At 61.2% G+C, this 21,231-nt stretch carries 21 protein-coding genes; 16 read left to right on the forward strand and 5 right to left on the reverse strand.

All coding sequences use genetic code 11. From position 1 onward, the window contains the following. Positions 1–40 precede the first annotated feature (40 nt). Positions 41–325, forward strand: coding sequence for a DUF3040 domain-containing protein (locus A477_RS23025; protein ID WP_083848054.1), 285 nt, complete (start codon positions 41–43; stop codon positions 323–325). On the opposite strand, the gene A477_RS0115695 is transcribed toward A477_RS23025, so the two are convergent. Continuing rightward, on the reverse strand, positions 311–1,606 hold the full coding sequence (locus A477_RS0115695; RefSeq protein ID WP_017199897.1) for an NAD(P)/FAD-dependent oxidoreductase: 1,296 nt from the start codon (positions 1,604–1,606) through the stop codon (positions 311–313). The two genes, A477_RS23025 and A477_RS0115695, sit on opposite strands and share 15 nt — an antisense overlap. Positions 1,607–1,730: 124 nt before the next feature. Between A477_RS0115695 and A477_RS0115700 the strand changes: the two genes are divergently transcribed. The 3 genes from A477_RS0115700 to A477_RS22410 are packed head-to-tail and all read left to right on the forward strand — an operon-like array spanning position 1,731 to position 3,942. Next, the gene (locus A477_RS0115700) at positions 1,731–2,516 is read left to right on the forward strand and encodes a histidine phosphatase family protein (protein WP_017199898.1); all 786 of its coding nucleotides are present in this window, start codon (positions 1,731–1,733) and stop codon (positions 2,514–2,516) included. Continuing rightward, positions 2,500–3,417, forward strand: a complete 918-nt coding sequence (locus A477_RS0115705; RefSeq protein WP_017199899.1) for an NAD(P)H-hydrate dehydratase — start codon at positions 2,500–2,502, stop codon at positions 3,415–3,417. The genes A477_RS0115700 and A477_RS0115705 overlap by 17 nt, the downstream gene beginning before the upstream one ends. A 57-nt stretch (positions 3,418–3,474) precedes the next feature. Next, positions 3,475–3,942 carry a hypothetical protein gene (locus A477_RS22410; protein WP_017199900.1) on the forward strand — a complete coding sequence of 156 codons (468 nt, stop codon included), beginning with the start codon at positions 3,475–3,477 and terminating at the stop codon, positions 3,940–3,942. On the opposite strand, the gene A477_RS0115715 is transcribed toward A477_RS22410, so the two are convergent. Continuing rightward, positions 3,939–5,603, reverse strand: coding sequence for a RecQ family ATP-dependent DNA helicase (locus A477_RS0115715; protein WP_026005679.1), 1,665 nt, complete (start codon positions 5,601–5,603; stop codon positions 3,939–3,941). The genes A477_RS22410 and A477_RS0115715 overlap by 4 nt on opposite strands. Before the next feature lie 127 nt (positions 5,604–5,730). Beyond that, the gene (locus A477_RS0115720) at positions 5,731–6,351 is read right to left on the reverse strand and encodes a dihydrofolate reductase family protein (protein ID WP_026005680.1); all 621 of its coding nucleotides are present in this window, start codon (positions 6,349–6,351) and stop codon (positions 5,731–5,733) included. A gap of 103 nt (positions 6,352–6,454) precedes the next feature. On the opposite strand from A477_RS0115720, the gene A477_RS23330 reads away from it, so the two are divergent. Then, the gene (locus A477_RS23330) at positions 6,455–6,688 is read left to right on the forward strand and encodes a hypothetical protein (RefSeq protein ID WP_157367106.1); all 234 of its coding nucleotides are present in this window, start codon (positions 6,455–6,457) and stop codon (positions 6,686–6,688) included. A gap of 15 nt (positions 6,689–6,703) precedes the next feature. On the opposite strand, the gene A477_RS0115725 is transcribed toward A477_RS23330, so the two are convergent. Then, positions 6,704–8,266, reverse strand: a complete 1,563-nt coding sequence (locus A477_RS0115725) for a glycoside hydrolase family 32 protein (protein ID WP_017199903.1) — start codon at positions 8,264–8,266, stop codon at positions 6,704–6,706. A gap of 329 nt (positions 8,267–8,595) precedes the next feature. Between A477_RS0115725 and A477_RS0115730 the strand changes: the two genes are divergently transcribed. The 10 genes from A477_RS0115730 (at position 8,596) to A477_RS0115775 (ending at position 19,808) form a co-directional block, all read left to right on the forward strand. Then, positions 8,596–10,032 (forward strand): family 43 glycosylhydrolase, encoded by a 1,437-nt coding sequence (locus A477_RS0115730; RefSeq protein WP_017199904.1) that lies wholly within the window; start codon positions 8,596–8,598, stop codon positions 10,030–10,032. Between the two features lie 47 nt (positions 10,033–10,079). Continuing rightward, entirely contained in the window at positions 10,080–11,417 is a 1,338-nt protein-coding gene (locus A477_RS0115735; protein ID WP_017199905.1) for an ABC transporter substrate-binding protein, read from the forward strand. Positions 11,418–11,462: 45 nt separating this feature from the next. Beyond that, complete coding sequence (locus A477_RS0115740) at positions 11,463–12,344, forward strand: carbohydrate ABC transporter permease (RefSeq protein WP_011773682.1); 882 nt, start codon at positions 11,463–11,465, stop codon at positions 12,342–12,344. Continuing rightward, positions 12,341–13,243, forward strand: a complete 903-nt coding sequence (locus A477_RS0115745; protein ID WP_017199906.1) for a carbohydrate ABC transporter permease — start codon at positions 12,341–12,343, stop codon at positions 13,241–13,243. Before A477_RS0115740 ends, A477_RS0115745 begins: the two co-directional genes overlap by 4 nt. A 38-nt stretch (positions 13,244–13,281) precedes the next feature. Then, the gene (locus A477_RS0115750; protein WP_020372830.1) at positions 13,282–14,361 is read left to right on the forward strand and encodes a LacI family DNA-binding transcriptional regulator; all 1,080 of its coding nucleotides are present in this window, start codon (positions 13,282–13,284) and stop codon (positions 14,359–14,361) included. 191 nt (positions 14,362–14,552) lie between these two features. After that, positions 14,553–15,167 carry a DedA family protein gene (locus tag A477_RS0115755; RefSeq protein ID WP_237715809.1) on the forward strand — a complete coding sequence of 205 codons (615 nt, stop codon included), beginning with the start codon at positions 14,553–14,555 and terminating at the stop codon, positions 15,165–15,167. 53 nt (positions 15,168–15,220) lie between these two features. Then, positions 15,221–15,715 carry a DUF2306 domain-containing protein gene (locus A477_RS0115760; RefSeq protein ID WP_017199908.1) on the forward strand — a complete coding sequence of 165 codons (495 nt, stop codon included), beginning with the start codon at positions 15,221–15,223 and terminating at the stop codon, positions 15,713–15,715. Between the two features lie 265 nt (positions 15,716–15,980). Continuing rightward, positions 15,981–17,027, forward strand: coding sequence for a homoserine dehydrogenase (locus A477_RS0115765; protein ID WP_017199909.1), 1,047 nt, complete (start codon positions 15,981–15,983; stop codon positions 17,025–17,027). Further along, positions 17,020–18,435 (forward strand): aldehyde dehydrogenase family protein, encoded by a 1,416-nt coding sequence (locus A477_RS0115770; protein ID WP_017199910.1) that lies wholly within the window; start codon positions 17,020–17,022, stop codon positions 18,433–18,435. The genes A477_RS0115765 and A477_RS0115770 overlap by 8 nt, the downstream gene beginning before the upstream one ends. Further along, a complete protein-coding gene (locus A477_RS0115775; RefSeq protein ID WP_017199911.1) occupies positions 18,432–19,808 on the forward strand; it encodes an aspartate ammonia-lyase in 1,377 nt (458 codons plus the stop codon). Before A477_RS0115770 ends, A477_RS0115775 begins: the two co-directional genes overlap by 4 nt. Before the next feature lie 91 nt (positions 19,809–19,899). Here A477_RS0115775 and A477_RS0115780 read toward each other — a convergent pair whose 3' ends face one another. Beyond that, complete coding sequence (locus A477_RS0115780; protein ID WP_017199912.1) at positions 19,900–20,355, reverse strand: Lrp/AsnC family transcriptional regulator; 456 nt, start codon at positions 20,353–20,355, stop codon at positions 19,900–19,902. Positions 20,356–20,874: 519 nt separating this feature from the next. Here A477_RS0115780 and A477_RS0115785 point away from each other — a divergent pair. Beyond that, the gene (locus A477_RS0115785) at positions 20,875–21,144 is read left to right on the forward strand and encodes an SHOCT domain-containing protein (protein WP_026005683.1); all 270 of its coding nucleotides are present in this window, start codon (positions 20,875–20,877) and stop codon (positions 21,142–21,144) included. Positions 21,145–21,231 lie beyond the last annotated feature (87 nt).

Raw genomic sequence — 21,231 nt, forward strand, 5'->3', positions numbered from 1 at the left:
CAACCGCACAAAGGAGCCGGAGCGCTTAGGAGGAACTCCCATGCCACTTTCAGAAAGGGAGCGCAAGGTACTGCAGCAGCTTGAGCGCGAGCTCTTTATCCAAGACCCGCATTTGGCCCGGCAATTGGAATCCGGAGTTCCCGTACGCGGTCCTGTTCAACCCCGCATCCGCGACGTCATGGCCGCCGCCGCCGGAGTGCTGTTGATCCTGCTGTCCATCCCTCTGCACGTATTTCCGCTTGCCTTGGCCGGCATACTTCTTATCGCCCATGCGTGCTTGGCCCACCGCAACTACAAAAGCGAATCCTCGTCAAGACTCTTGTGAAGGCAATGCACCCGGTGGATCCTGTTCCGTTGATTCTTTCTCCATCGGTCCGCTGACCACTACCTGCGCAGGGCTGTGAAGGAGGTAGCCATTGAGCCAGGAGAACAAGGCCCGGATCTTTTGCTGAAGACCGGACAACAGCGCGAGGTGCACCAAAAGCCACGACAGGAAGGCAAGGATGCCTTGCAACTGGAGGCGCTTTCGGCCCAGCTCAGCCACTGCGGCACCGCGCCCCACCATCGCCATATAGCCTTTGTCCACATAGCGGAAGGGCGTCCGGCTGCCGCCACTGAGCTCCGCGAGGATGTTCTTTGCCGCCCACTTTCCGGCCTGTTGGGCGACCGAACCCAGTTGCGGCAATTTTGCGCCCGTGGAATCCGTGATGTTGGCTGCATCTCCAATGACGTAGACTCCTTCCGCATCGGGGGCAGTCAAGTCGGGTCGGACATCGATACGCCCGCCCCTCCCTTGGGCAAGACCCGATCCGGCTATGAGGTCGCCGGCCTTTAGGCCCCCGGCCCACACCACGATTTGTCCGGGTACGGAACTCCCGTCCGCCAAAGTCACCCCGTCCTGCCGGACTTCAGTCACGCCCACACCCATGTGCAGTTGGACTCCCACCTTCTTCAAGTGGTCCGTGGCATAGCTCTGGGACTTCTTGGAGAACATATTCAGGACACTGGGAACCATGTCCACCAGGTGCACCCGGCAGCGCGCTGCCAGCGCCGGCGAGAAGTACTTGCTCACAACGTATTTGACGTTTTCGGCCATTGCTCCAGCCGTTTCAACACCAGTGGGCCCGCCTCCCACCACAACCACGTCCACAGACCCGTCGGAGTTCCTGTCAGCCTGGTCCAGCAACCGCGTGAGGCCCGTCCCAAGCCTCGTTGCATCGGTGACCGAATACAGCGGGAAGGCATGCTCTTCCGCGCCGGGCGTATTGAAGAAATTCGGGACCGCCCCGACCGCGATCACCAGGATTTCGGCACGCACGGAACGGCCATCCGCAGTCCTGACCACTCGCTCAGCGGCGCTGACGGATTCCACCTTCGACGTCACAACCTTGACTGTCTTGTAGCGGCGGAAGACCGAACGAAGCGGCCGGGCGATGGCTGACACTCCGATTTGCGAGGTCGCCACCTGATAAAGGAGCGGCTGGAACTGGTGGTAGTTGTTCGCGTCGATCAGCAAGACACGAACACCCTTGCGTCCGAGCTCCTTGGCTGCTGCTACGCCCGCGAATCCGGCACCGACAATGATGACTGGGTATGAGTCCTCCATGCGAGCAACTTACTTCACTCCCTCTCCGGACAACAGGGGTTCGCGATCGCCGTCGAGGGTTTATCTTCTGGTCCTATGGGTACGCAGTGGGTAGTGTTCTGCATTCGGCGACGCACGCGAAAGGGTGATCTTTGTGAATGAGGACGGGCTGACGGACGCAGTGCAGGAGGCCGGCGCTGTGGAGTTGCTCCTGATCCGGCATGGCGAGAGCGAAGGCAATGTGGCCGCGACGGAGGCTCGTTTGGCTGGAGCCGAAGTGATTGATGTTCCGGCCAGGGATGCTGATGTGAACCTATCGGGCACCGGACGGGACCAGGCCAAAGCACTGGGAACGGCGCTGGCCAGGATTGCCGATGAACTCCGCCCGGACGCAGTTGTCTCTTCCCCCTATGCACGGGCCAGGCAGACCGCGGAAATTGCTGTTGAGGCCGCCGGCTGGCCTGTGAAGGTGCTCACCGATGAACGCCTCCGCGACCGCGAACTGGGCATCTTGGACCGGCTTACACGTTTGGGCGTGGAGACCCGATATCCGGACGAAGCCGAGCGGCGGCTGTGGCTGGGCAAGCTCTACTACAGGCCGCCGGGCGGGGAATCGTGGGCCGACGTCGCACTCCGCCTTCGTTCAATCCTGGATGAGCTCAACACCCTGGGAACAGGGCACCGGGTGATGCTGGTCTGCCACGACGCCGTCATCCTGCTGGTCCGTTATGTTCTGGAGGGCATGTCCGAGCAGGAAATCCTTGACCTTGCAGCGACCACGTCAGTGCTGAATGCATCCATCACCCGGTACGTGCGGCCTTCGGGCGCGGGGCCCTGGGAACTGGAGAGCTTCAATGTCGCTGACCACCTCACCGAACAGGGTGTCACGGTCACAGAACACGCGGGAGACGCCAGTGTCCACCCACAGTGATTCCAGCACACCCACACTGGTGACACCCTCGCTTCTGCGTGAGTGGCCGTTGCCGGCGCCCGGAGAAGACAAGTACTCACGCGGTGCCGTGTTGGTCATTGGTGGAGCCCGGGCGACCCCTGGCGCCGCTTTGCTCGCCGGGACCGCAGCCCTTCGTGCAGGGGCGGGAAAGATTACCTTGGCCGTGGCCGAATCCGTAGCAGTGCAAGTGGGGGTTGCGCTGCCGGAGTGCGGCTCGATCGCCCTGCCCGAGACCGCCGACGGGTCCGTGAGAGGTGAAGGATTGGACCGGATCTCGTCCTACCTGGAACGGGCCGACGCCGTGCTGATCGGCCCAGGTTTGGACGATCTCGAATTGGCGGAATCGCTTTTGCGAGCGCTGCTGGAGCGGGAGGAGTCGCACGGTGCCACGGACGACGGCGGAGCTCCAGCCGTCGTTCTTGATGCCTACGCCTTGGGCGGATTGGTGAAGATCGAGGACGAGTTGGGGCCGTGGCGGGGGCGGCTGATCCTGACCCCGAACCCTACCGAGGCCGGACTTCTCCTGGGCAGGGACGTGGATGATCTGGGGGCTGATGTTGCTGAGGTGGCCCGGCGATTTGATGCGGTGGTGAGTTGCCAAGGATACATCGCCGCTCCGGAGCCTACGGAGGACTCGGTGCTGTGGAAGATCACCACGGGCTACGGCGGTCTGGGAACATCGGGAAGCGGCGATGTTTTGGCAGGAGCCATCGCCGGACTCCGGGCTCGCGGTACCAGCGATGCCCAGGCCGCGTGCTGGGGCACCCATCTTCACGCGGCCGCCGCCGACCGCCTGGCTAGCAAGCTCGGGCCCCTGGGTTTCCTTGCCCGGGAGCTCGCTGACGAACTGCCCGCCCTCATGCTGGAGCTCAATACCTGATTCCCCTAGGCTGCCTTCATGGGGACCTGGCGAAGTAGTACTCAATCATCGCGTGTGATGGTAAGCATCCTTGGGCTGCTTGCAATAACGGCTTACGCTCTCTGCGCGGCGTTGCAGATCCTGGTGTGGAATCCTCTCTCCGCTGTTCCGGGCGCCACCCTGAACGAGATTCATGAGGGCCTGGCCCGACGCAACGAATCAATATCGTTGGCCGCGGTAGTCACGTGGTCAAGCATTGGATCGGTTCTTGGTGCCCTCGTGGTTCTGCTGACTGCAAGACGCGTTATCTCACGGATGAGAACCGTTGCGATTCTCCAACTCTTGATCTTGGTGCTCGGCGCTCCTATGTATTTCTTCGCATCCTTCTCCCCCGGCATGGCCTTGGCGGACGCGTTTTTCATATCCGGCGGCGATTACTCTCCTTGGGGCAGGCTGCTGTATCTCGTGAGCGGGACGGCATTGACCGGCATGCTGATAGTGATGATCTTTCGTGGTAAGTCCGGCGTGCATTCGGCCCGCGCCTAGGCAGGCTTCAGCAATTCATGCTCGACGACGGCGGTGCGCGACAGGGTCTTGTAGCCCTCCTGTTCGAAGAGAACAGTCATGACATCGTCCTCGTGCCGCATCACCAGGCCCGGACCCCATTCTTTGTGGATCACAGTGGACTGCAACGGAAACAGGTTCTCTTCGTCTGAGGTGGGGTGTTTGGCGGAACCCGGCCCGGCGTCGTCGTGAATGTCAGCGCATACATCACAGTTGCCGCAGGGCTCCGGCAGGTCCTCCCCAAAGTAGCCCAGCAGGAACTGACGACGGCAGGCATCCGTCTCGGCATAGCCTCGCATCATGGTGAGCCGCGACTGGTCCACGCGCTGCCGCGCCTCAGCCAGTTCGACGGCGCGGTCCACCAATGTGGTCAGCTTGGCCTTGGAGCTGAGTCGGGTTCCCCGCTTGCCTGTTGTCACCGCGCCGGCTTCCTCCAGTTGGTTAACCAGCGCCGTGACTCGGCGGGCAGGGAAACCGCTGAGCTCCACCAAGGCGGTCTTTGGAGCAGGCGCACCGGCATTCTTGATGACTTTCAGCACCGCCATGAGCGACTCCGCGTCCGGAGCGTGGGTGGCGAAGAATTTACGCAGCCCCAAGTCCTCGGCACGGTAGTGCAGTATCGCGAAGGCCTGTTCACCATCGCGGCCGGCGCGGCCGATTTCCTGGTAGTAAGAGTCCAAGGACTCCGGAATATCCGCGTGCACCACAAACCGGACATTGGGTTTGTCGATCCCCATGCCAAAGGCAGTGGTAGCAACCACAACGTCCAGTTGGTCATCCAGGAATTGCTCGTGGATTCTCTCCCGGTCGGAGTCCGTGCGGCCTGCGTGGTAGGCCTCGGCACGGAGACCGTGCTCTGCCAGCTTGGCCGCGTATTTCCCGGTGTCCTTGCGGGTAGCGGCATACAGCAGCCCCAGCCCCTCCGCCCTGGCAAGCCCTACGACTTGTTCCACTACGGCTTGTCGCTTGCCTCTGTCCTCTTGGTGCCGGACAACGTCGAGGCTGATGTTGGGGCGGTCGAAGCCTCGAACCAGGACCAGCGGCTCTGTCATGCCGAGCCGCCTCACGATTTCGTCACGCACAGGTGGGGACGCCGTTGCGGTGAGGGCCATGACCGGCGGCTTACCCAGACGTTCGCGGACGTTGCCCAGTTCGAGGTAGTCCGGCCGGAAGTCGTGGCCCCAGGATGAGACGCAATGTGCCTCGTCCACCACGAACATGGTGATGTCCAGCTTGGCGATCCGCTCCACAGTCTCCTGCTTGGCCAATTGCTCGGGGGCAAGGAACAGGAAGGTTGCTTTGCCGGTCTCGGCTGCCTGCCAGGCTTCCTCCACCTCGGAATCGCTGCGGGATGAATTGATGGCGACGGCAGCGCCCTCACCCAAATCGTCCGTCAACCCGTCCAGCTGGTCTTCCTGTAAGGCAATGAGGGGAGAAACGACGACGGCGGGCCGGCCCGTTTGGTTGTAAAGGTGCAGCGCCGCGACTTGATACGTAGCAGACTTTCCGTACCCGGTAGGCATGACGGCCAGGACATCACGCCCCTCCACGAGGGCGGCCATGCCGGCGAGTTGGCCGTCGCGCAGCTCAGGCAAGGAAAAGGAAGAGGCCGCCAGGGCGGTCAGGGCAAGGTCATCGGACATTAAAAAGTGGCTCCGCGTTGTGGTTCCTGCGGCCACTTGCATCAGCCGAGATGACCAGCCTAGCGCGGTCGGGCACCCGCCGTCGTATGCTGTTTCTCCGTTTGTGGATAACCTCGCATTCGTGACGTTAGCGCGGACCCTGCGAGCGTACTTGATAGACAAGATGGGTGACGCGGGTTCCAGGAACGATCACGGGATCATCGAGCGGGATGTCCGTTGCCAGATCTCCGAACCAACGGATTCCGCTTCCGAGCAGTACCGGCACCAGGTCAACACGGATTTCGTCCATGACCCCGCGGCGCAAGCACTGCTGCACCACATCCGCGCCGGCAACGCCAATCTCCCTGCCATCGGCCAGGTGGGCGGCACGCTCCAGTGCCGTTTCCAGGTCCCCTGCGAATTCAAACGGCGCGGGCTTGCCATCCCGCCGGACCGGTGGCCAGTCCGCCGGGGGTTCGCGGTGCGTCAGGACAACCGTTGGTGATTCATTAGGCGGGTGACCGCCCCACCCCTTGGCCACGTCGAAGATACGTCGGCCTGAGATGAACGCGCCCTCCCGCGGAAGTGACTTCCAGTAGTCGGCGTCGGCTTCGCTGAGATGAAACGGCACAGGGTGGCCGGGCATCCAGGTTTCAACGGGTCCGGCCTCGTACCAATCGAACAAGGGCCCGATTCCGCCATCCTCGCGGGCGATGAATCCGTCAAGGGACATGGAAAACTGGGCTGATACGCGACTGTTCCTGTACATGGAATCAGTGTCGTGGCACCGCTGGAGTTGTCAAGGATGATGCCCAACCGCAATGGTCATCAGGGTACTTATAAACGGTGGCAGTTGTGCCTATGCTTAGTCCATGGAGCCCACTTCAGCCATCCTTCTAGTGTTTATCGGAGTGGTTGTCTGGCTCGGAGCCACCATCCTCCCCTTGGCCCTGCTTCCCTCCTCGCGCGCCGAGGAGGAGCACAAGCCCAGAGCACGCCATCCCCGCCAGCCTCGACGTGAGCCGCGCGCCGTCCACCGGTTTCGACCATCCTCACTGAAGGTCCGCTCGGGACACCACGCCCATGCGCGGCCCCACGGCGCTTAGCCCAAGGGCCGCCGGCTACAGCGGATTACCAAACTCACGGATGGTGATTCCGGTGAAGTTCGCGGGGCCACCGTCCGCATACAGTGAAAGCCCTGTGTCGCCGTCCGCGAAGTGAACCTGCTGTGAAATCACGGTGTGCCCCGAGTTCACAAACACCTCAACGCTCTGCGTGTCCACAAAGATGCGTAGGTGCACTGACCGCGCATTGACATCGATAGGCGCTGCGGCCCGAGTGTAGGGCACGAGCGTGTACCCGCCCTGGTCTGAAGGCCCCCGATCAACGTATATCTCGTCGCCGAACTTGCCGATATTGGTATGACGGGAACCGTCCGGGGAACGGCCAACGGATACCCCCACATTGGTGGCCAGGTTCCATGAAATGTCGAGCTCCAGCTCGTAAGCACGCCCACTCCAGGGCAGTACCACGCTGCCGTTGACTGTGCGGTCGGGCAGGATCGTGGTGGCGGTGACATAACCCTGCAAAGCGGCAACCGGGGAGCTGAGCAAGCTGTACCAGCCTCCCGATTGCCGCTCCAGCCGCAGTTCACGCGTGATGGAGTTCTGCCCGTTGTAACCATCGGAGGCATCCGTGGGTACGTCGCGGGCGGCGTACTTCCAGTTGTTCATCCAAGCGATGGCCAGGCGCTTCGTTTCGGGGGCCTCGACGGAGGGCCACGTCACGGCGGCATACCAGTCCCATCCCCAGTCGAGCCATTGCGGTGTGAGGTCATCAGCAACGAATGCCGTCCCGTTCCAGGCGCCCGTCCAATAGGCGAAGGTCATGGGCAGATCGACGCTGTATGCATCCATGCTCGCACCAAACACCCAATGCCGCGTGCCGTCGTCGGCGGTGATCTCGAACAGATCCGGACACTCAATACCTCCCAGGGCGTGGTTCGGGTAGTCGAAGTTGGATTTCCAGTTCCAGTCCCGCAGGTTTGGTGAGGTGTAGAACGCTGCGTATCGAGCCCGCCCGATCACACACACCCACTCATCGCGTACTGCGTCCCAGTGGATCTTCGGGTCACGGAACCACTCAGCGTTCTCAATCTCAGCTTGGGTGGTAGCTGTTCGTCCGTCAGTGTTCACGATCACCGGGCCGGGGAGGGCGGCGAACGTGTAGCCGCCGTCCGTTGACCAGTACAGGTATTGCTCTTGGTACTTTCGAATGCCGTCCGTTGGCTGGGTAGCCAGCGCGACTACCGCTCCGGCACCAAAACCAGCAGTGTTCGCGGTGTCCACCACCGCCGACCCCGACCACACCGGGAAATCCGGCTGCAAGGGCATCACCACACCGTGGTGGGTGAAGGCCACGCCGTCACCGGTAGTTGCGTGATCCCACCCGCCCGGGCCGTTGTTCTGACCTGAGTGGAGATAGTAGAGCTGGTATGCGCCGTTGGTGTAGACCGGGCGTTGCGGGTCACACAGCCAGCCCGAAGGCGGCGTCATATGGTAAGCGGCCCGAAGGGAGGTCTGGGCGTGCGCCACCGCCAGGGGCTGGAGTCCACTGAAGGAAAGGGCGAGTGCCCCAGCGCCTGCACCTTGCAGGACGGAGCGTCGTGAAATGTGGTGCGTCATGAATGGGTTTCCTCTCGAGTCCCGCGGGCGCAGTTGACCGCTGGACGTCATGTGGTGGGCACAGCGGCAGCGCAGGGACGTCCATGTTCCCGGCAGCCAGCTGGCCGATGTGTGAGGTAGAGAAACCGGTGATGGACTGCCATGCCCGCGTTCAGGGGCTGTTGGCTCATCGGCTACGCAGGACGTTAGCGGGATGCACGTCAGCTGGTCAAGCGTTTTAGCGACAAAATATTTCCGGAAGTGACTTTTGCTAAAACGCTTGAACAACGCCTCATTCCGCGCTAACTTACGAGTGATCAAACGCTTTAGCAGAATGGACATCAGCGCAGATGAAACGCTCAGTCTTCTTCCAACCCGCCAACGGCTGGGTTGGGGACCTTATCCCTTTCGAGAAGGACGGGGAGTTTTGGCTCTTTTACCTTCATGAAGACCGCTCAACTCCTAAACCGGGCACCTCATGGAATCTGGTCACCACAAAAGACCTCACCCAGTTTGAGGACCATGGCGTTTCGTTGCAGCACGGCAGCGAAACCGACTTGGACTTCAACGCCTACACAGGCAGCATCATCACGGACCGGACCGGTGTGCACCACCTGTTCTACACCGGCCACAACCCCCGTAACCTCGGCCCGGACGGCGCACCCCTTCAATTGGTGATGCACGCCACGAGCACTGACGGTATGAGAACCTGGCAAAAACACCCCGAGCTCACCTTCGGAGCTCCGGACGGCTACGAGTCCGGTGACTGGCGGGACCCCTTTGTATTTTGGGATGACAGCAAGAACCAGTGGAGGATGCTCCTCGCAGCAAGGCACTCAACCGGTCCGGAACGTCGCCGCGGCGTCATCGCGCAGTGTGTGTCCACCGACCTGATGACCTGGCAGCACACCGAACCGTTCTGGGATCCGCGTCGGTACATTACCCACGAATGCCCGGACGTCTTCTCCTGGGGAGACTGGTGGTACATGGTGTACTCCGAATTCTCGGAATCGTTCACCACCCGGTACCGCATGTCCAAGAGCCCCGACGGGCCCTGGACCGTGCCCGCCTTGGACAGCATCGACGGCCGCGCCTTCTACGCGTCAAAAACCGCTGAGCGGGAAGGGCGGCGCTTCTTCTTCGGATGGATTGCCAGTAAAGAAGGCAACGCAGATCAGGGTCCATGGCAGTGGGCCGGAACAATGTCCGTGCTGGAAGCCCTCCAGAACCCCGACGGGACACTGGGTTTTTCGTTCGCAGATGAACTCGTGGAGAGCTTCTGGGACGACGTCCCCCTGTCCTTGGACAGTTCCTTACCGGCTCGGCTCCACGTGCCGGACGGTTACACAGCGATAGTCTCCGACGAGGAACTGCCCCAGCAGTTTTACGCCAAAGCCGTCATTGACATCGCCGCCAACACCACCGAGTGCGGGCTTCTGCTGCGATCTAGCGACGACGGCGACCGGTCCTACGTTCTGCGATTGGAACCCAAACGCGGGCGGCTTGTCTTCGACCGCTGGCCGCGCACCATCACCGGGGACGCACAGTGGCACGTCTCGGGCGACGTCCCCTTCGATATCGAGCTCGAACGGCCCTGCGACCTCACCCCTGGCGAGCACACCCTTGAGGTCATCGTCGACGGCGACATTTGCGTCGCCGTCGTCGACCGTCAGGTTGCGCTCAGCACCAGGATCTACGACCTGACGGCAGGGAGGATCGGCGTCTTCGCCGGCGAAGGAACCGCCACCGTCACCAAACTTGAGATACGTCAGCGCACCGACAACTGAATACCGCCCCATCCCCAACCTCTGTTCAATCAAGGGAGATTGCCGCTATGAAGAAACTATTCCGTGCCGCTGCCGTCGCAGCCGCCGCTGCCCTGGCTTTGACAGCCTGCGGCGGCGGCGGAGCCGCCAGTGACCCGTCCAACGTCAGCCCCACCGGAGAGATCAAGCCCCGCGAAATATCCTGGTTGCTCTCAAGGCCCGCCGACGGAGCTGTCATCAACATCATGAAGAAGCTCGCGGACGACTACGCCAAAGAACACCCGGGCTTCGCACTGAACCTCATCACCACCCCGGACCGGCCCTCCTACATTCAAAAGCTTGAAACTCTGGCCGCGGCCAACAAGCTACCGGAATTGTTCGATACCGATGCAACCCCCTTCGCGCGGGAACTGGCCAAGCAAGGCAAAATGGTGGACGCCGACAAGCTCCTGAAATCACTGGACGTGTACGACGATTACCGGCCCGGCGCACTGGACTACCAGCGTTTCGACGACGGCTCCCTGTACATGATTCCGTTCCAATTCGAACTCGAATTCATCTGGTACAACAAGGCACTGATGGAGAAGGCCGGCGTTTCCGTGCCAAAGTCCCTCGATGACATCCCCGCCATGTGCACGGCCTTGCGGAATGCCGGGATCACCCCGATCGCAATCGACGGACAGGACCAGTGGCCGCTGGAACGCTACGTCGCGTACCAGCCGTTCCGTGAAGCGGGGCCCGACTTCGTCCAGAAGCTAAAGAAGGGCGAGGCATCCTTCTCGGATGAAGCCGGCCAGAAGACTGTGAAGTGGATGGCTGACCTCGGCAAGGCGAAGTGCTTCCAGGAGGGCTTCTCCGCCCAGGGATATTCAGACGCGCAGAACCAGTTCACCTCGGGACAGGCCGCCATGTACAACATCGGTACCTGGGAACTTCCCAGCCTCGCCACGGACAAGCTCAACTCCGAGGTGCGCGACGACATCGATTTCTTTACCTTGCCCACCACTGAAGGTTCGGTGACCGCTGCGAACGAGTTCGTATCACCCTCCGGCATTGGGATGGCAGTGAACTCGAAGACCTACGATCCGTTGGTGAGCGACTTCCTGAAGTTCGCCTTGGAGAAGTACCCGGCTGAATACGCTGCTACCGGGGCCCTTTCTCCCACCACCAACGTACAAACGGCCATCCCGGCGAACGCGACTCCGCTGTACAAGAAGGCGCTCGAAACGGCCGACACCCTTGGGGACAAGCAAGCAATGCCGTGGGATACCCAGCTCGACCCCACCACCAACGGCCGGCTGCAACAGGAACTCGTCCTACTGGTCCAGGGCAACATTACGCCCGAACAGTTCACCAAGACCATGGACGACGCCATCAAGCAGAACGCCCCCAAGTTCTTCAAGTAAACCGAAGCGGCGGGGGCTCCCAACGCCCCGCCCGAAAGGCCCACCATGCTACCCAACAGGTCAAGAACCTCGGTCCTGGTTTTCCTGCTTCCACCCCTGCTGCTCTACTGCGCAGCCGTACTCTTCCCGATTCTTCAGTCGTTGTTCCTGAGCTTCTTCTCCTGGAACGGCATCAGCGAGATGGAGTTCGTAGGGCTCGCCAACTATGTCCGGATGCTCACCGCGGACGACATTTTCTGGAGGTCCTTCTTCAACGCGCTCCTCTACCTGGCCATATGCCTGGTGCTGCAGCTCGGCGGAGCACTGGTTGTAGCCAGTCTCCTCACGTCACTTCGCCGGGGCCGGGAACTCATCAAAACCCTCTACTTGCTGCCAGCTGTGATCTCCACCGTGGCAATTGCCTTCCTCTTTGTCCGTATTTACTCCATTGACCCGGTGGGCCTGTTGAACCAGCTGTTGCATTGGATAGGTTTGGGTTCCTTCGAACGGGCCTGGCTCTCCGATGTGAACACGGTGCTGGCCGCCGTATCCGCCCCCGAAGGCTGGCGGTTTACAGGGCTGTACATGCTCATCATTTACGCCGCCCTGATCGCCGTTCCCAAGGAACTCGAAGAAGCAGCTGTCCTGGACGGCGCCTCGAAGTGGACCCTCTTCACCAAGATCCGGTTCCCTTATATACGTCCCGTGTGGATTACTACCACCATCATGGCCACCACCTACGGCTTGCGCGGTTTCGATATCCCGTACCTCATGACCAACGGTGGCCCTGGGCAGTCCTCCGAGCTGCTCACCACCTACATGTACAAGACAGCCTTCACCAGCACGGACTTCGGCTACGCAAGTACCATCTCCGTCTTCATCGTGATCGAGTGCCTCGTCGCCGTCGGCCTCATCTTGTTCATGCTCAAGCGGAAGGCAGATTCATGATCACCCAGACAGCCCCGTCCACCCCGCGCGCTTCGACTCCGCCCTCGCCGGTTCGTCAGCGACGGCGGCGCAAGCCGAGCCTGTACCGGACACTCTCGCGGGTACTGATTATGCTCATCGTCATCGTGCAGGTCTACCCGCTCGCCTGGCTGTTCCTTACCAGCTTGCGGACGGAACACGACTTCGCAACCGGCGATCCCTTCGCGCTCCCCAGCTCGTGGACGTGGGAAAACTACGCGAGGGCCTTTGAAACCGGCGATCTGGGCCGGAACATCCTGAACAGCTTCATTGTCACCATGGGGGCCAACATCCTCATAGTGTTGTTCGGCATGATGGCTGCGTACGCCATTCAGGTTCTCGGCTTCCGCCTGAGCCGGTTCGTCCGCGGTTTGTTCCTGGTGGGGATTATTGTTCCCGTTCAGATCGCTTTGGTCCCACTGTTCATCGACTACTCCGCAGTGAACCTGTTGGACACTTACCAGTCGATGATCATCCCCTTGGCTGGCTTTGCCTTGCCCATGTCCATTTATCTGTTCTCGTCCTTCTTCGAGTACATTCCGCGGGAAACCTACGAGGCCGCATCCTTGGATGGTGCCGGCCCGTACAGGATTTTCGGTTTGATAACCCTGCCACTATCTCTGAACACCGTGGTCACCGTTGTCCTGGTGAACAGCATCTTCATTTGGAACGACTTCATCTTCGCCAACACTTTTGTTCTCTCCGAGGACTTGAAGACGATTCCCTTGGGCCTGCAGAACTACATCGGGGCCATGGGCAAAGTGGATTGGACAGCCACCTTTGCGGCCGTGTGCGTGACCATCACTCCGCTGCTCCTGGTCTTCCTGGTTCTCAACAAGGCCATGATCCAGGGCTTGGAAAGCGGGGCGACGAAGGGATGACCGCCATGGCAGGCGGATATACTCCAGAAGGAGGACAGATGATTTCGCAGGAGAAAAATTCGGGCAACGCGGCCGCCCCCATCGTTCATGCCGCAGTGGGCCGCGCCCATCCGGTGACCCTCCGTGAAGTCGCTGAACTAGCGGGGGTTTCCACTGCCACGGTCTCCCTGGTCATCAACAAAAAGAAGAACGCGCGCATTGCAGACGAGACACGTCAGCGGGTCACTGAGGCAATTGCTCAACTGGGCTACCGTCCAAATGCCATGGCCAAAACACTGGTCAGTGGAACCTCGAAGTTCATCGGGTTGGTGGCCGACGGCGTCGCCACCACGCCCTTCGCCGGCCAGATCATCCACGGTGCACAGGATGAAGCCTGGAAGCATGGTTACGCCCTGCTGATCGCCAATACCGAAGGCAATCAAGACCTCGAAAAAGATGCCATCGCCATGATGCTGGAATACAAGGTCCGCGGCATCCTGTACTCGACGTGGTTCCACCGCCCCACCGATATCCCGGATACCCTTCGCGAGGCAGATTTTGTCCTGGTCAACTGTTTTTCCCCCGACGCCGGGGCCGCGCGCGCCGTAGTACCGGATGAAGCGCAAGGTGGGCAGTCTGCCACTGAGATCCTGCTCCGCGGCGGTCACCGGCGCATCGCGTTCATCAACACCACCACCCCCGCACCTGCCAAGGACGGTCGACTCCAGGGCTATAAGGACGCACTCGAAGCCGCTGGAATACCTTTTGATCCCGATTTGGTGCTCGAAGCGTACCCGGATCAGGAAGGCGGCTACGGCGCCACGCAGGATTTGCTCGAGCTTGGGGTTGGCGCCGTGTACTGCTACAACGACCGTATGGCCATGGGGCTTTACGACGGCCTGCGGGAAAACGGCCTCTCCATCCCGGAGGACATTGCCGTGGTGGGCTTCGACAACCAGGAAGTCATCGCCGCCCACCTCCGGCCGCCGCTTTCAACAGTGTCACTGCCCCACTACGAACTAGGCGCTGCGGGCGTTCGGATGCTGTTGGGCCTTGATGCCGCGCCTCTCGAGTCCGCTGTGAAGATCGCTTGCCCGGCGGTTGAGCGCGACTCCGTTGCCGTTCATTCGCCCGCCTAGAGACCTGTTGTCATTGCTTGTTGCCCGAGGGCTTGGATAGGAATAGCGTTGAGGTGGAAGCCCAGTGGTCCCCCATCACTGGGCTTCCCTTTGGAACCGGCAGCTTGCGCTTCAGACCTCTGTGGGGGGGTCGCTTAAGAAAGGAGATCGACCTGATCAGTTTTCTTAAGGCGACTGCTGCAGCCGATGAATTGACCGGGATTGTAGGTGTCGCCGCGCAGGTAATCGAAGCCCTCGGTGAATGGGGCGTGGGCTTGCTGACGCTTCTGGAGACTGTATTCCCACCCATACCCAGCGAGGTGATCCTCCCACTGGCTGGATTCCTTACCCAGCAGGGAAGCATGAACCTGATCCTGGTGTTCGTCACCAGCACCCTCGGCGCATATGCCGGCGCAATGCTCCTCTATTGGCTGGGGTACAAGGTGGGGTTGGAACGGTCCATCAAGCTACTTTCGAAACTGCCGTTGGTTGACCGGGAAGACTTCGAGAAGGCCGCTGATTGGTTCGAACGCCACGGTAGATCAGCAATTTTCTTTGGCAGGCTGCTACCCGGCATTCGCAGCCTTATCTCCCTCCCGGCGGGTGCCGAACGCATGAACCTGCTGACGTTCAGCCTTTTTACCGTGGCCGGAACCGGCGTATGGAACGCCCTGCTCATTGGAGCGGGGTCACTGCTCGGCACGCAATATCACCTTGTGGACCAATACTCACGATTCCTCAATTACGCCGTGTACGCAGGACTTGCCGCCTTCATAGGGTGGCTCATCATTCGAAGGGTCAAAAAGCGCAAGGAAAGCACTAAGTAGTTGGGGAAAGTATCAGTTACGGAGCCACAGTTGACGGCCACTAGGCTGGCCCTATGCCCTCGCCGTGGACCTTCCTCATCTCCCTGCACGCCATCGCAGCCGGCTACGCCTTAATCTTCGGCGCCGTGAACCTGCTCCGCCGCAACAAAGGCAGCGCAGCGCACAAGATCCTGGGCCGCATCTGGGCAGTGGCCATGTACGTCGTAGTCCTCACCTCCTTCGGGATCAGAACCATCGATGGCGGCTTCAACTGGCTCCACGCCCTCTCTGTGCTGACGTTCTGTACGCTGACCATGGGCCTATGGTCCGTCCGCCGCGGCAATATCCGTGCACACCAGCGGTTTATGACAGGCAGCTACTTCGGACTCATCGGTGCGTTCATCGGCGTCGTAGCCGTACCGGACAGAAGGCTCCCACAGATGGCCATCCATGACCTCGCCGGCCTCACCCTATGGGTGGCGGCCCTCGCACTTACCGCCGGGCTGACCGTCGCGGGGCTGATGCAACTGCGCCGAAAGGCCGCACCTGGGATCAGCACCCGAAGGTAGAGCCTATCCAAACCCTTTTTTCGTCTTTACTTTTTGAGGATCCTCCTCATAAACAGACGCATACAAAGCGGCCTTTCACTCGTCCGTGGAAGGTCGCTTTTGTCTTTCCGTGAGATGCCGAAGCATCGGACCAACGGCCGAAGCGGCCAAACTACCCGCATATATGGGCATTTCGGCATTCCCACAGGCGATTCGTACCTAGGTAACTGACACTCCCGGGACCGAGGCTTAAAGGACAGCATCACCGCCCTACCAAGGAGATCCCGTGACTACTTACAACCTGGCCCTGATTGGTTTCGGAGGCGTTAACCGTGCCCTGGCCGAACTGATCCGCGACGAACCCCGGCGCTTCGCTTCCCTCGGATTCGAGCTCCGCGTCGTAGCCATCACCGACCTTGCTTTCGGTTCGCTCGTCCAGGGCGACGGCATTGACCTTGCAGCCATCCTGGCCATGCCCCGCGGATCCTCCTTCGACGGTCTCCCCGGCGGCAGCTCCGACCCCCGGAACGAAGACGTCATCAAGAACAGCCCCGCCGACATCGTGGTCGAAGCGACCTTCACCAGCCCAATCGACGGCGAACCGGCCGTCTCGCACGTGAAGTGGGCCATCGAGTCGGGCAAGCACGTGGTGACCACCAACAAGGGTCCTGTCGCTCTCCGAGGCCCTGAACTGAGCAAACTCGCCGCAAACAACGGCGTCCGCTTCGAATATGAGGGCGCCGTCATGAGCGGCACACCTGTTATCCGTCTTGCACACAAGATGCTCGGAGGTCTCGGGTTGACCGCAGTCCAGGGGATCCTGAATGGAACCAGCAACTATGTGCTGGGCCGCATGGAAGCCGGATTGCGCTTGGAAGAGGCAATCGCCGAAGCCCAGGAGCTCGGCTACGCGGAGGCTGACCCGACCGCGGACATCGGCGGCTCGGATGTCCGGCTCAAGGTCGCCATTCTGGCCAACGAACTGCTCGGCGCCAACATACACCCCGGCGATGTAGAAACCACCGGCATCCAGGACATCAACAGCGATGACGTGTCCAAGGCGTTGGCAAGCGGACTTCGCTGGAAGTTGATCGGCGAAGCCCGCCGCGAAGCGGACGGCCGGGTCGTCGCCACCGTCAAGCCGATCGCCTTGCCGGCCGATCACCCACTCGCAGGCATTTCCGGTGCCACCAACGCCGTGTCGTTCACCACCGACCTGCTCGGGGCAGTCACCGTATCCGGCCCGGGTGCTGGTCGTGTGGAGACCGCCTATGCGCTCATCTCCGACATCATGGCCGTCAACGAGTTCGTAACAGGAGCCGTCCGTGCCTGAAACAGCGATTGCCGAAGCCAACTCCCCAGTGACAACCCAAGATCTGCTGGTGCACAACAAGTTTGACGGTTCCGTTGTGGCAACCTTGCCCCAGTGCAGCGACGCGGAAGTACAGGTGGAGCTGATCCGTGCCGCTTCCGCCACCCCGGCAGCGGCCGCCATGCCCCGCCACGAGCGCGGCCGGATCTTGGACACTGCCGCGGACCTTCTTCAGGAGCGCTCCCAAAAGGTCGCGGAACTGATCGTTGCCGAGGCAGGCAAAACCATCAAACAGGCACGCAAGGAAGTCGCACGGGCCGTCAACACCCTCAAGCTCTCGGCAGCGGAGACGCGCCGGAATATCGGCGAAGTAGTTCCCTTCGACTCCTTCGCAGGCTCCGAAAACCGGCAGGGTTGGTTCACCCGTGAACCGCTGGGACTCATTGCGGCCATTACCCCGTACAACGACGCTTTGAACTTGGTGGCCCACAAGCTCGGCCCCGCGATTGCCGGCGGCAATACCGTGATCCTGAAGCCGTCGCAGCTGACTCCGTTGACAGCCATCCTTCTCGTGGACCTGCTGCGTGAAGCCGGCCTGCCGACGGAGTTCGTCACCGTTGTCCTGGGTGACCGCACGATCGCGCAGACCATCATCTCCTCCAAGCTGGTCCGCATGGTTTCCTTCACCGGAGGTTTTGCCACCGGGCGTGCGATCGCCGCGAGCGCCGGTATCAAACGCCTATCCATGGAACTCGGCGGCAACGCACCCGTCATCGTGTTCGACGACGCCGACCTTCCCACCGCCGTCGAAGCCTGTGTCTCCGGCTCCTTCTGGGCTGCCGGACAGAACTGCATCGGCGCCCAGCGAGTCCTTGTCCAAAGGACTGTCTTCGATGCCTTTCTGAAGGACTTCGTCGCCCAAACGGCGGCATTGAAAACCGGCGACCCTCGCAACGATCAGACCGACGTCGGACCCATGATCAGCAACGGTTCCGCTGTCGAAGCGAAACGCAAGATCGATGACGCCGTCGCCGCCGGGGCACAGCTACTCACTGGCGGCACCCTCAACGGACCGGTGCTGACGCCCGCTGTGCTCACGGGCGTCCCCCGCAATTGTGAAGCCTGGAGCGAGGAACTGTTTGCCCCCGTAGTCCTGGTGGAACCGTTCGACTCCCCCGAGGAAGCCATCGAGCTGGCCAATGACAGCGAATATGCCCTGCAGGCCGGGGTGTTCACCAAGGACCTGGGCCGGGCACTGGCAACCGCCAAGGCGATTGACGCAGGCGGCGTGATGATCAACGACTCCTCGGACTACCGACATGATGCAATGCCGTTCGGCGGTTCAAAGTACGGCAGCATGGGCCGCGAAGGCGTCCACTTCGCTTACGAAGAAATGACCCAGCCCAAAGTCATCGCGATCGCCTCATGAACACAGTCGTGCGAATTGAACAGGACAGCCTAGGGACCTTGGCGGTCCCCGGATCCGCGTTGTGGGGAATCCATACCGAACGCGCCATCCTCAACTTCCCCATCAGCGGCATCCAGCTGGGAACCCACCGGCACCTCATCCGTGCCCTGGCCTTAGTAAAAAAGGCTGCGGCGCTGACCAACACCGAGCTGGGCCTGATCCCGGCAGACATTGGCCACGCCATCGTTGCAGCCTGCGACACTGTGGCCTCAGGCGACGTCGATCAGGCTTTTCCGGTAGATGTCATCCAAGGTGGCGCTGGGACTTCCACCAACATGAACGCCAACGAGGTCATAGCCAACCTCGCTTTGGAAGGCTTAGGCCATCCCCGAGGCTCCTATCATGTGGTCGACCCCATCGGGCACGTCAACAAGTGCCAGTCCACCAATGACGTCTACCCGACGGCGGTGCGCCTGGCTCTCGTGTTCGCGCTGGAGGATCTCTTGGAGCGCCTGGCCCTGCTTTCGGGTGCGTTCGCCGAACGGGGTCAAGCGTTCGCATCCATCCCGAAGGTTGGTCGTACGCAGTTGCAGGATGCGGTGCCCATGACCCTCGGCCAGGAGTTCACCGCGTTCTCCGTGACCTTGGAGGAAGACCAGCGCCGGCTGGGCGACGCAGCTGCGCTGCTGCTTGAGTGCAGTCTAGGTGCCACCGCCATAGGCACGGGCATCACCGCCGATCCGATGTATGTTGAGCGTGTCATCGACATGCTTTCAGCCGTCAGCGGCGTGACGCTGGTCCGTGCCCACGACTTCGTCGAAGCAACGTGGGACACCGGCGCCTTCATGACGTTCTCCGGAGCGCTCAAACGCACCGCCATCAAGCTCTCCAAAATCTCCAGCGACTTGCGGCTGCTCTCCAGCGGACCGCAGACAGGACTGACCGAGATCCGGTTGCCCCCGCGCCAAGCGGGCTCCTCGATTATGCCGGGCAAGGTCAACCCCGTGGTGCCCGAGGTCGTCAACCAGATCGCCTTCTTCGTCGCCGGAGCTGACGTCACAGTAACCATGGCGGCAGAAAACGGACAGCTTCAGCTGAACGCGTTCGAACCAGCCATAGCTCATGCCCTGCTTCAGTCAGTGAGCTGGCTGACCAACGGTGCCGATGTGCTGCGGGACCTTTGCGTGGAGGGCATTGAAGCGAACGAGGCTTTGCTGCGCTCCCGGGCGAGGGCCTCCACAGCGCAGGCCACTGCGCTGCTCCCGTTACTGGGCTATGCAGTGGCTGCAGAGCTCGCACACCGCGCCCTTGCTTCAGGGCACAGTGTGATGGATCTCGCCGTTACCGAAGGCCTGCTCCTGCCCGAGCAGGTGGAGGCGCTAATGGGCGTCTGACTCGGGTCAAGCGTGCAGCAAATCCGGCGTTGCGGACTCACTCTGGTCCGCAGCGCCGGATTCCTTTAAGTACCAGGGGTCAGCGCCCCACTTAGCGTGGAGTCTGCCTGTCTATCACAGTCGAAAGGGACAAGGCAGTTGTTGTGTCGCGGACTCCGGGAAACTCTGAAACCTGCCGCCAGATTTCCTGGATCCTGGCTGCGTCAGGTGCCTCCACCCTGGCAATCAAATCAAGCTCCCCACTCACCACGTCGCAGGTGGTAATTTCCGGAATCGCCCGTAACCCGGCAATGACGTCACCACCCCTCATCCTGTCCTGACGCTGAATCAGGAGCACGGCGTTGACCGTGGGCGTTCCGTTCCCCGCGGATTCCTTGATGGTGTAACCGTTGATGAAGCCGTCCCGTTCCAGCCGTTCAATTCGCTGCCGCACAGCGTTACGGGAAAGCAGCACCTTCCCGCCAAGTTGCGCCAAGCTGATCCGGGCATTTCGACGAAGCTCGGCAAGAATCTGCGCGTCTATCTCATCGCGTGGATTCTTGGGCATGGGCGCTCCTGACTGAGGGGGTTGAACATGTGGTCGGGCGATCCCGCACAAAGCATCTATAACGACAGCCACTGCCCGGTACACAACCCGTTCGACGCGGACAGCATGTCCACGTGGCGAATTGTTTGCACATCTTCCAGCGGACGCAGGACGACATCCCGGGACGTCGTAGCTGGCCGTCAGAGCCTGGAACGCACACGGTCGACGTCCTCATCGACGCGTTCAACCACTGGGACGGATCCATAAGCTTAACCTTAATCGTCGATAACAACATATCCCATCGCGAAAGCTGTCCAGGGTGTCACGGCGCCATCTCGTGCGAGCATGATCGTGCGGCCGCCATTGCGGAAGCGTCTTCTTGCAGAGCCCTCTTTCCAGCTTGCAGGTGCCGCTTCCCCTGGAAGACCGCCCTCAACTCTGTGCGTACCACTCCGGCGCATGGCCGGGACCTAGGACTCTATTTTGATGCTCAGGTCCGGGCTAGACCTGGGAGTAACAGAAGGTGAAGGGTGGCCGATCGTGATGTGGGGTTATGGACAAGGCATGGTGTGGATGTGGCTCTGGGTTCCTCTGCTGCTTGTCGGGATCGCGCTGCTTGTACTGCTGGCAGTTAGGGTCTTTGGAAACGGCCATGGCGGATACGTGCCAACCGGCCCACAGGGGCCCGGCGAACCGCCGGCGGTGAAAGGGAGCAGGGCCCGTCAGATCCTCGATGAGCGCTTTGCGAAAGGGGAGCTCACAGCAGATCAGTATCGCGAATACCTCAAGGTGCTCGGTGAAGGCCCGTAGAGGATCTCACCGTCGTCGGGGTAGTGCCTCAGCGGACGATGCCCCCCAGAAGGACCCCGCGATAGACGCTGCCCGACAGGAGACCGA

The sequence above is a fragment of the Arthrobacter sp. M2012083 genome (genome assembly GCF_000281065.1).
In the GTDB taxonomy this organism is placed as follows: domain Bacteria; phylum Actinomycetota; class Actinomycetes; order Actinomycetales; family Micrococcaceae; genus Arthrobacter.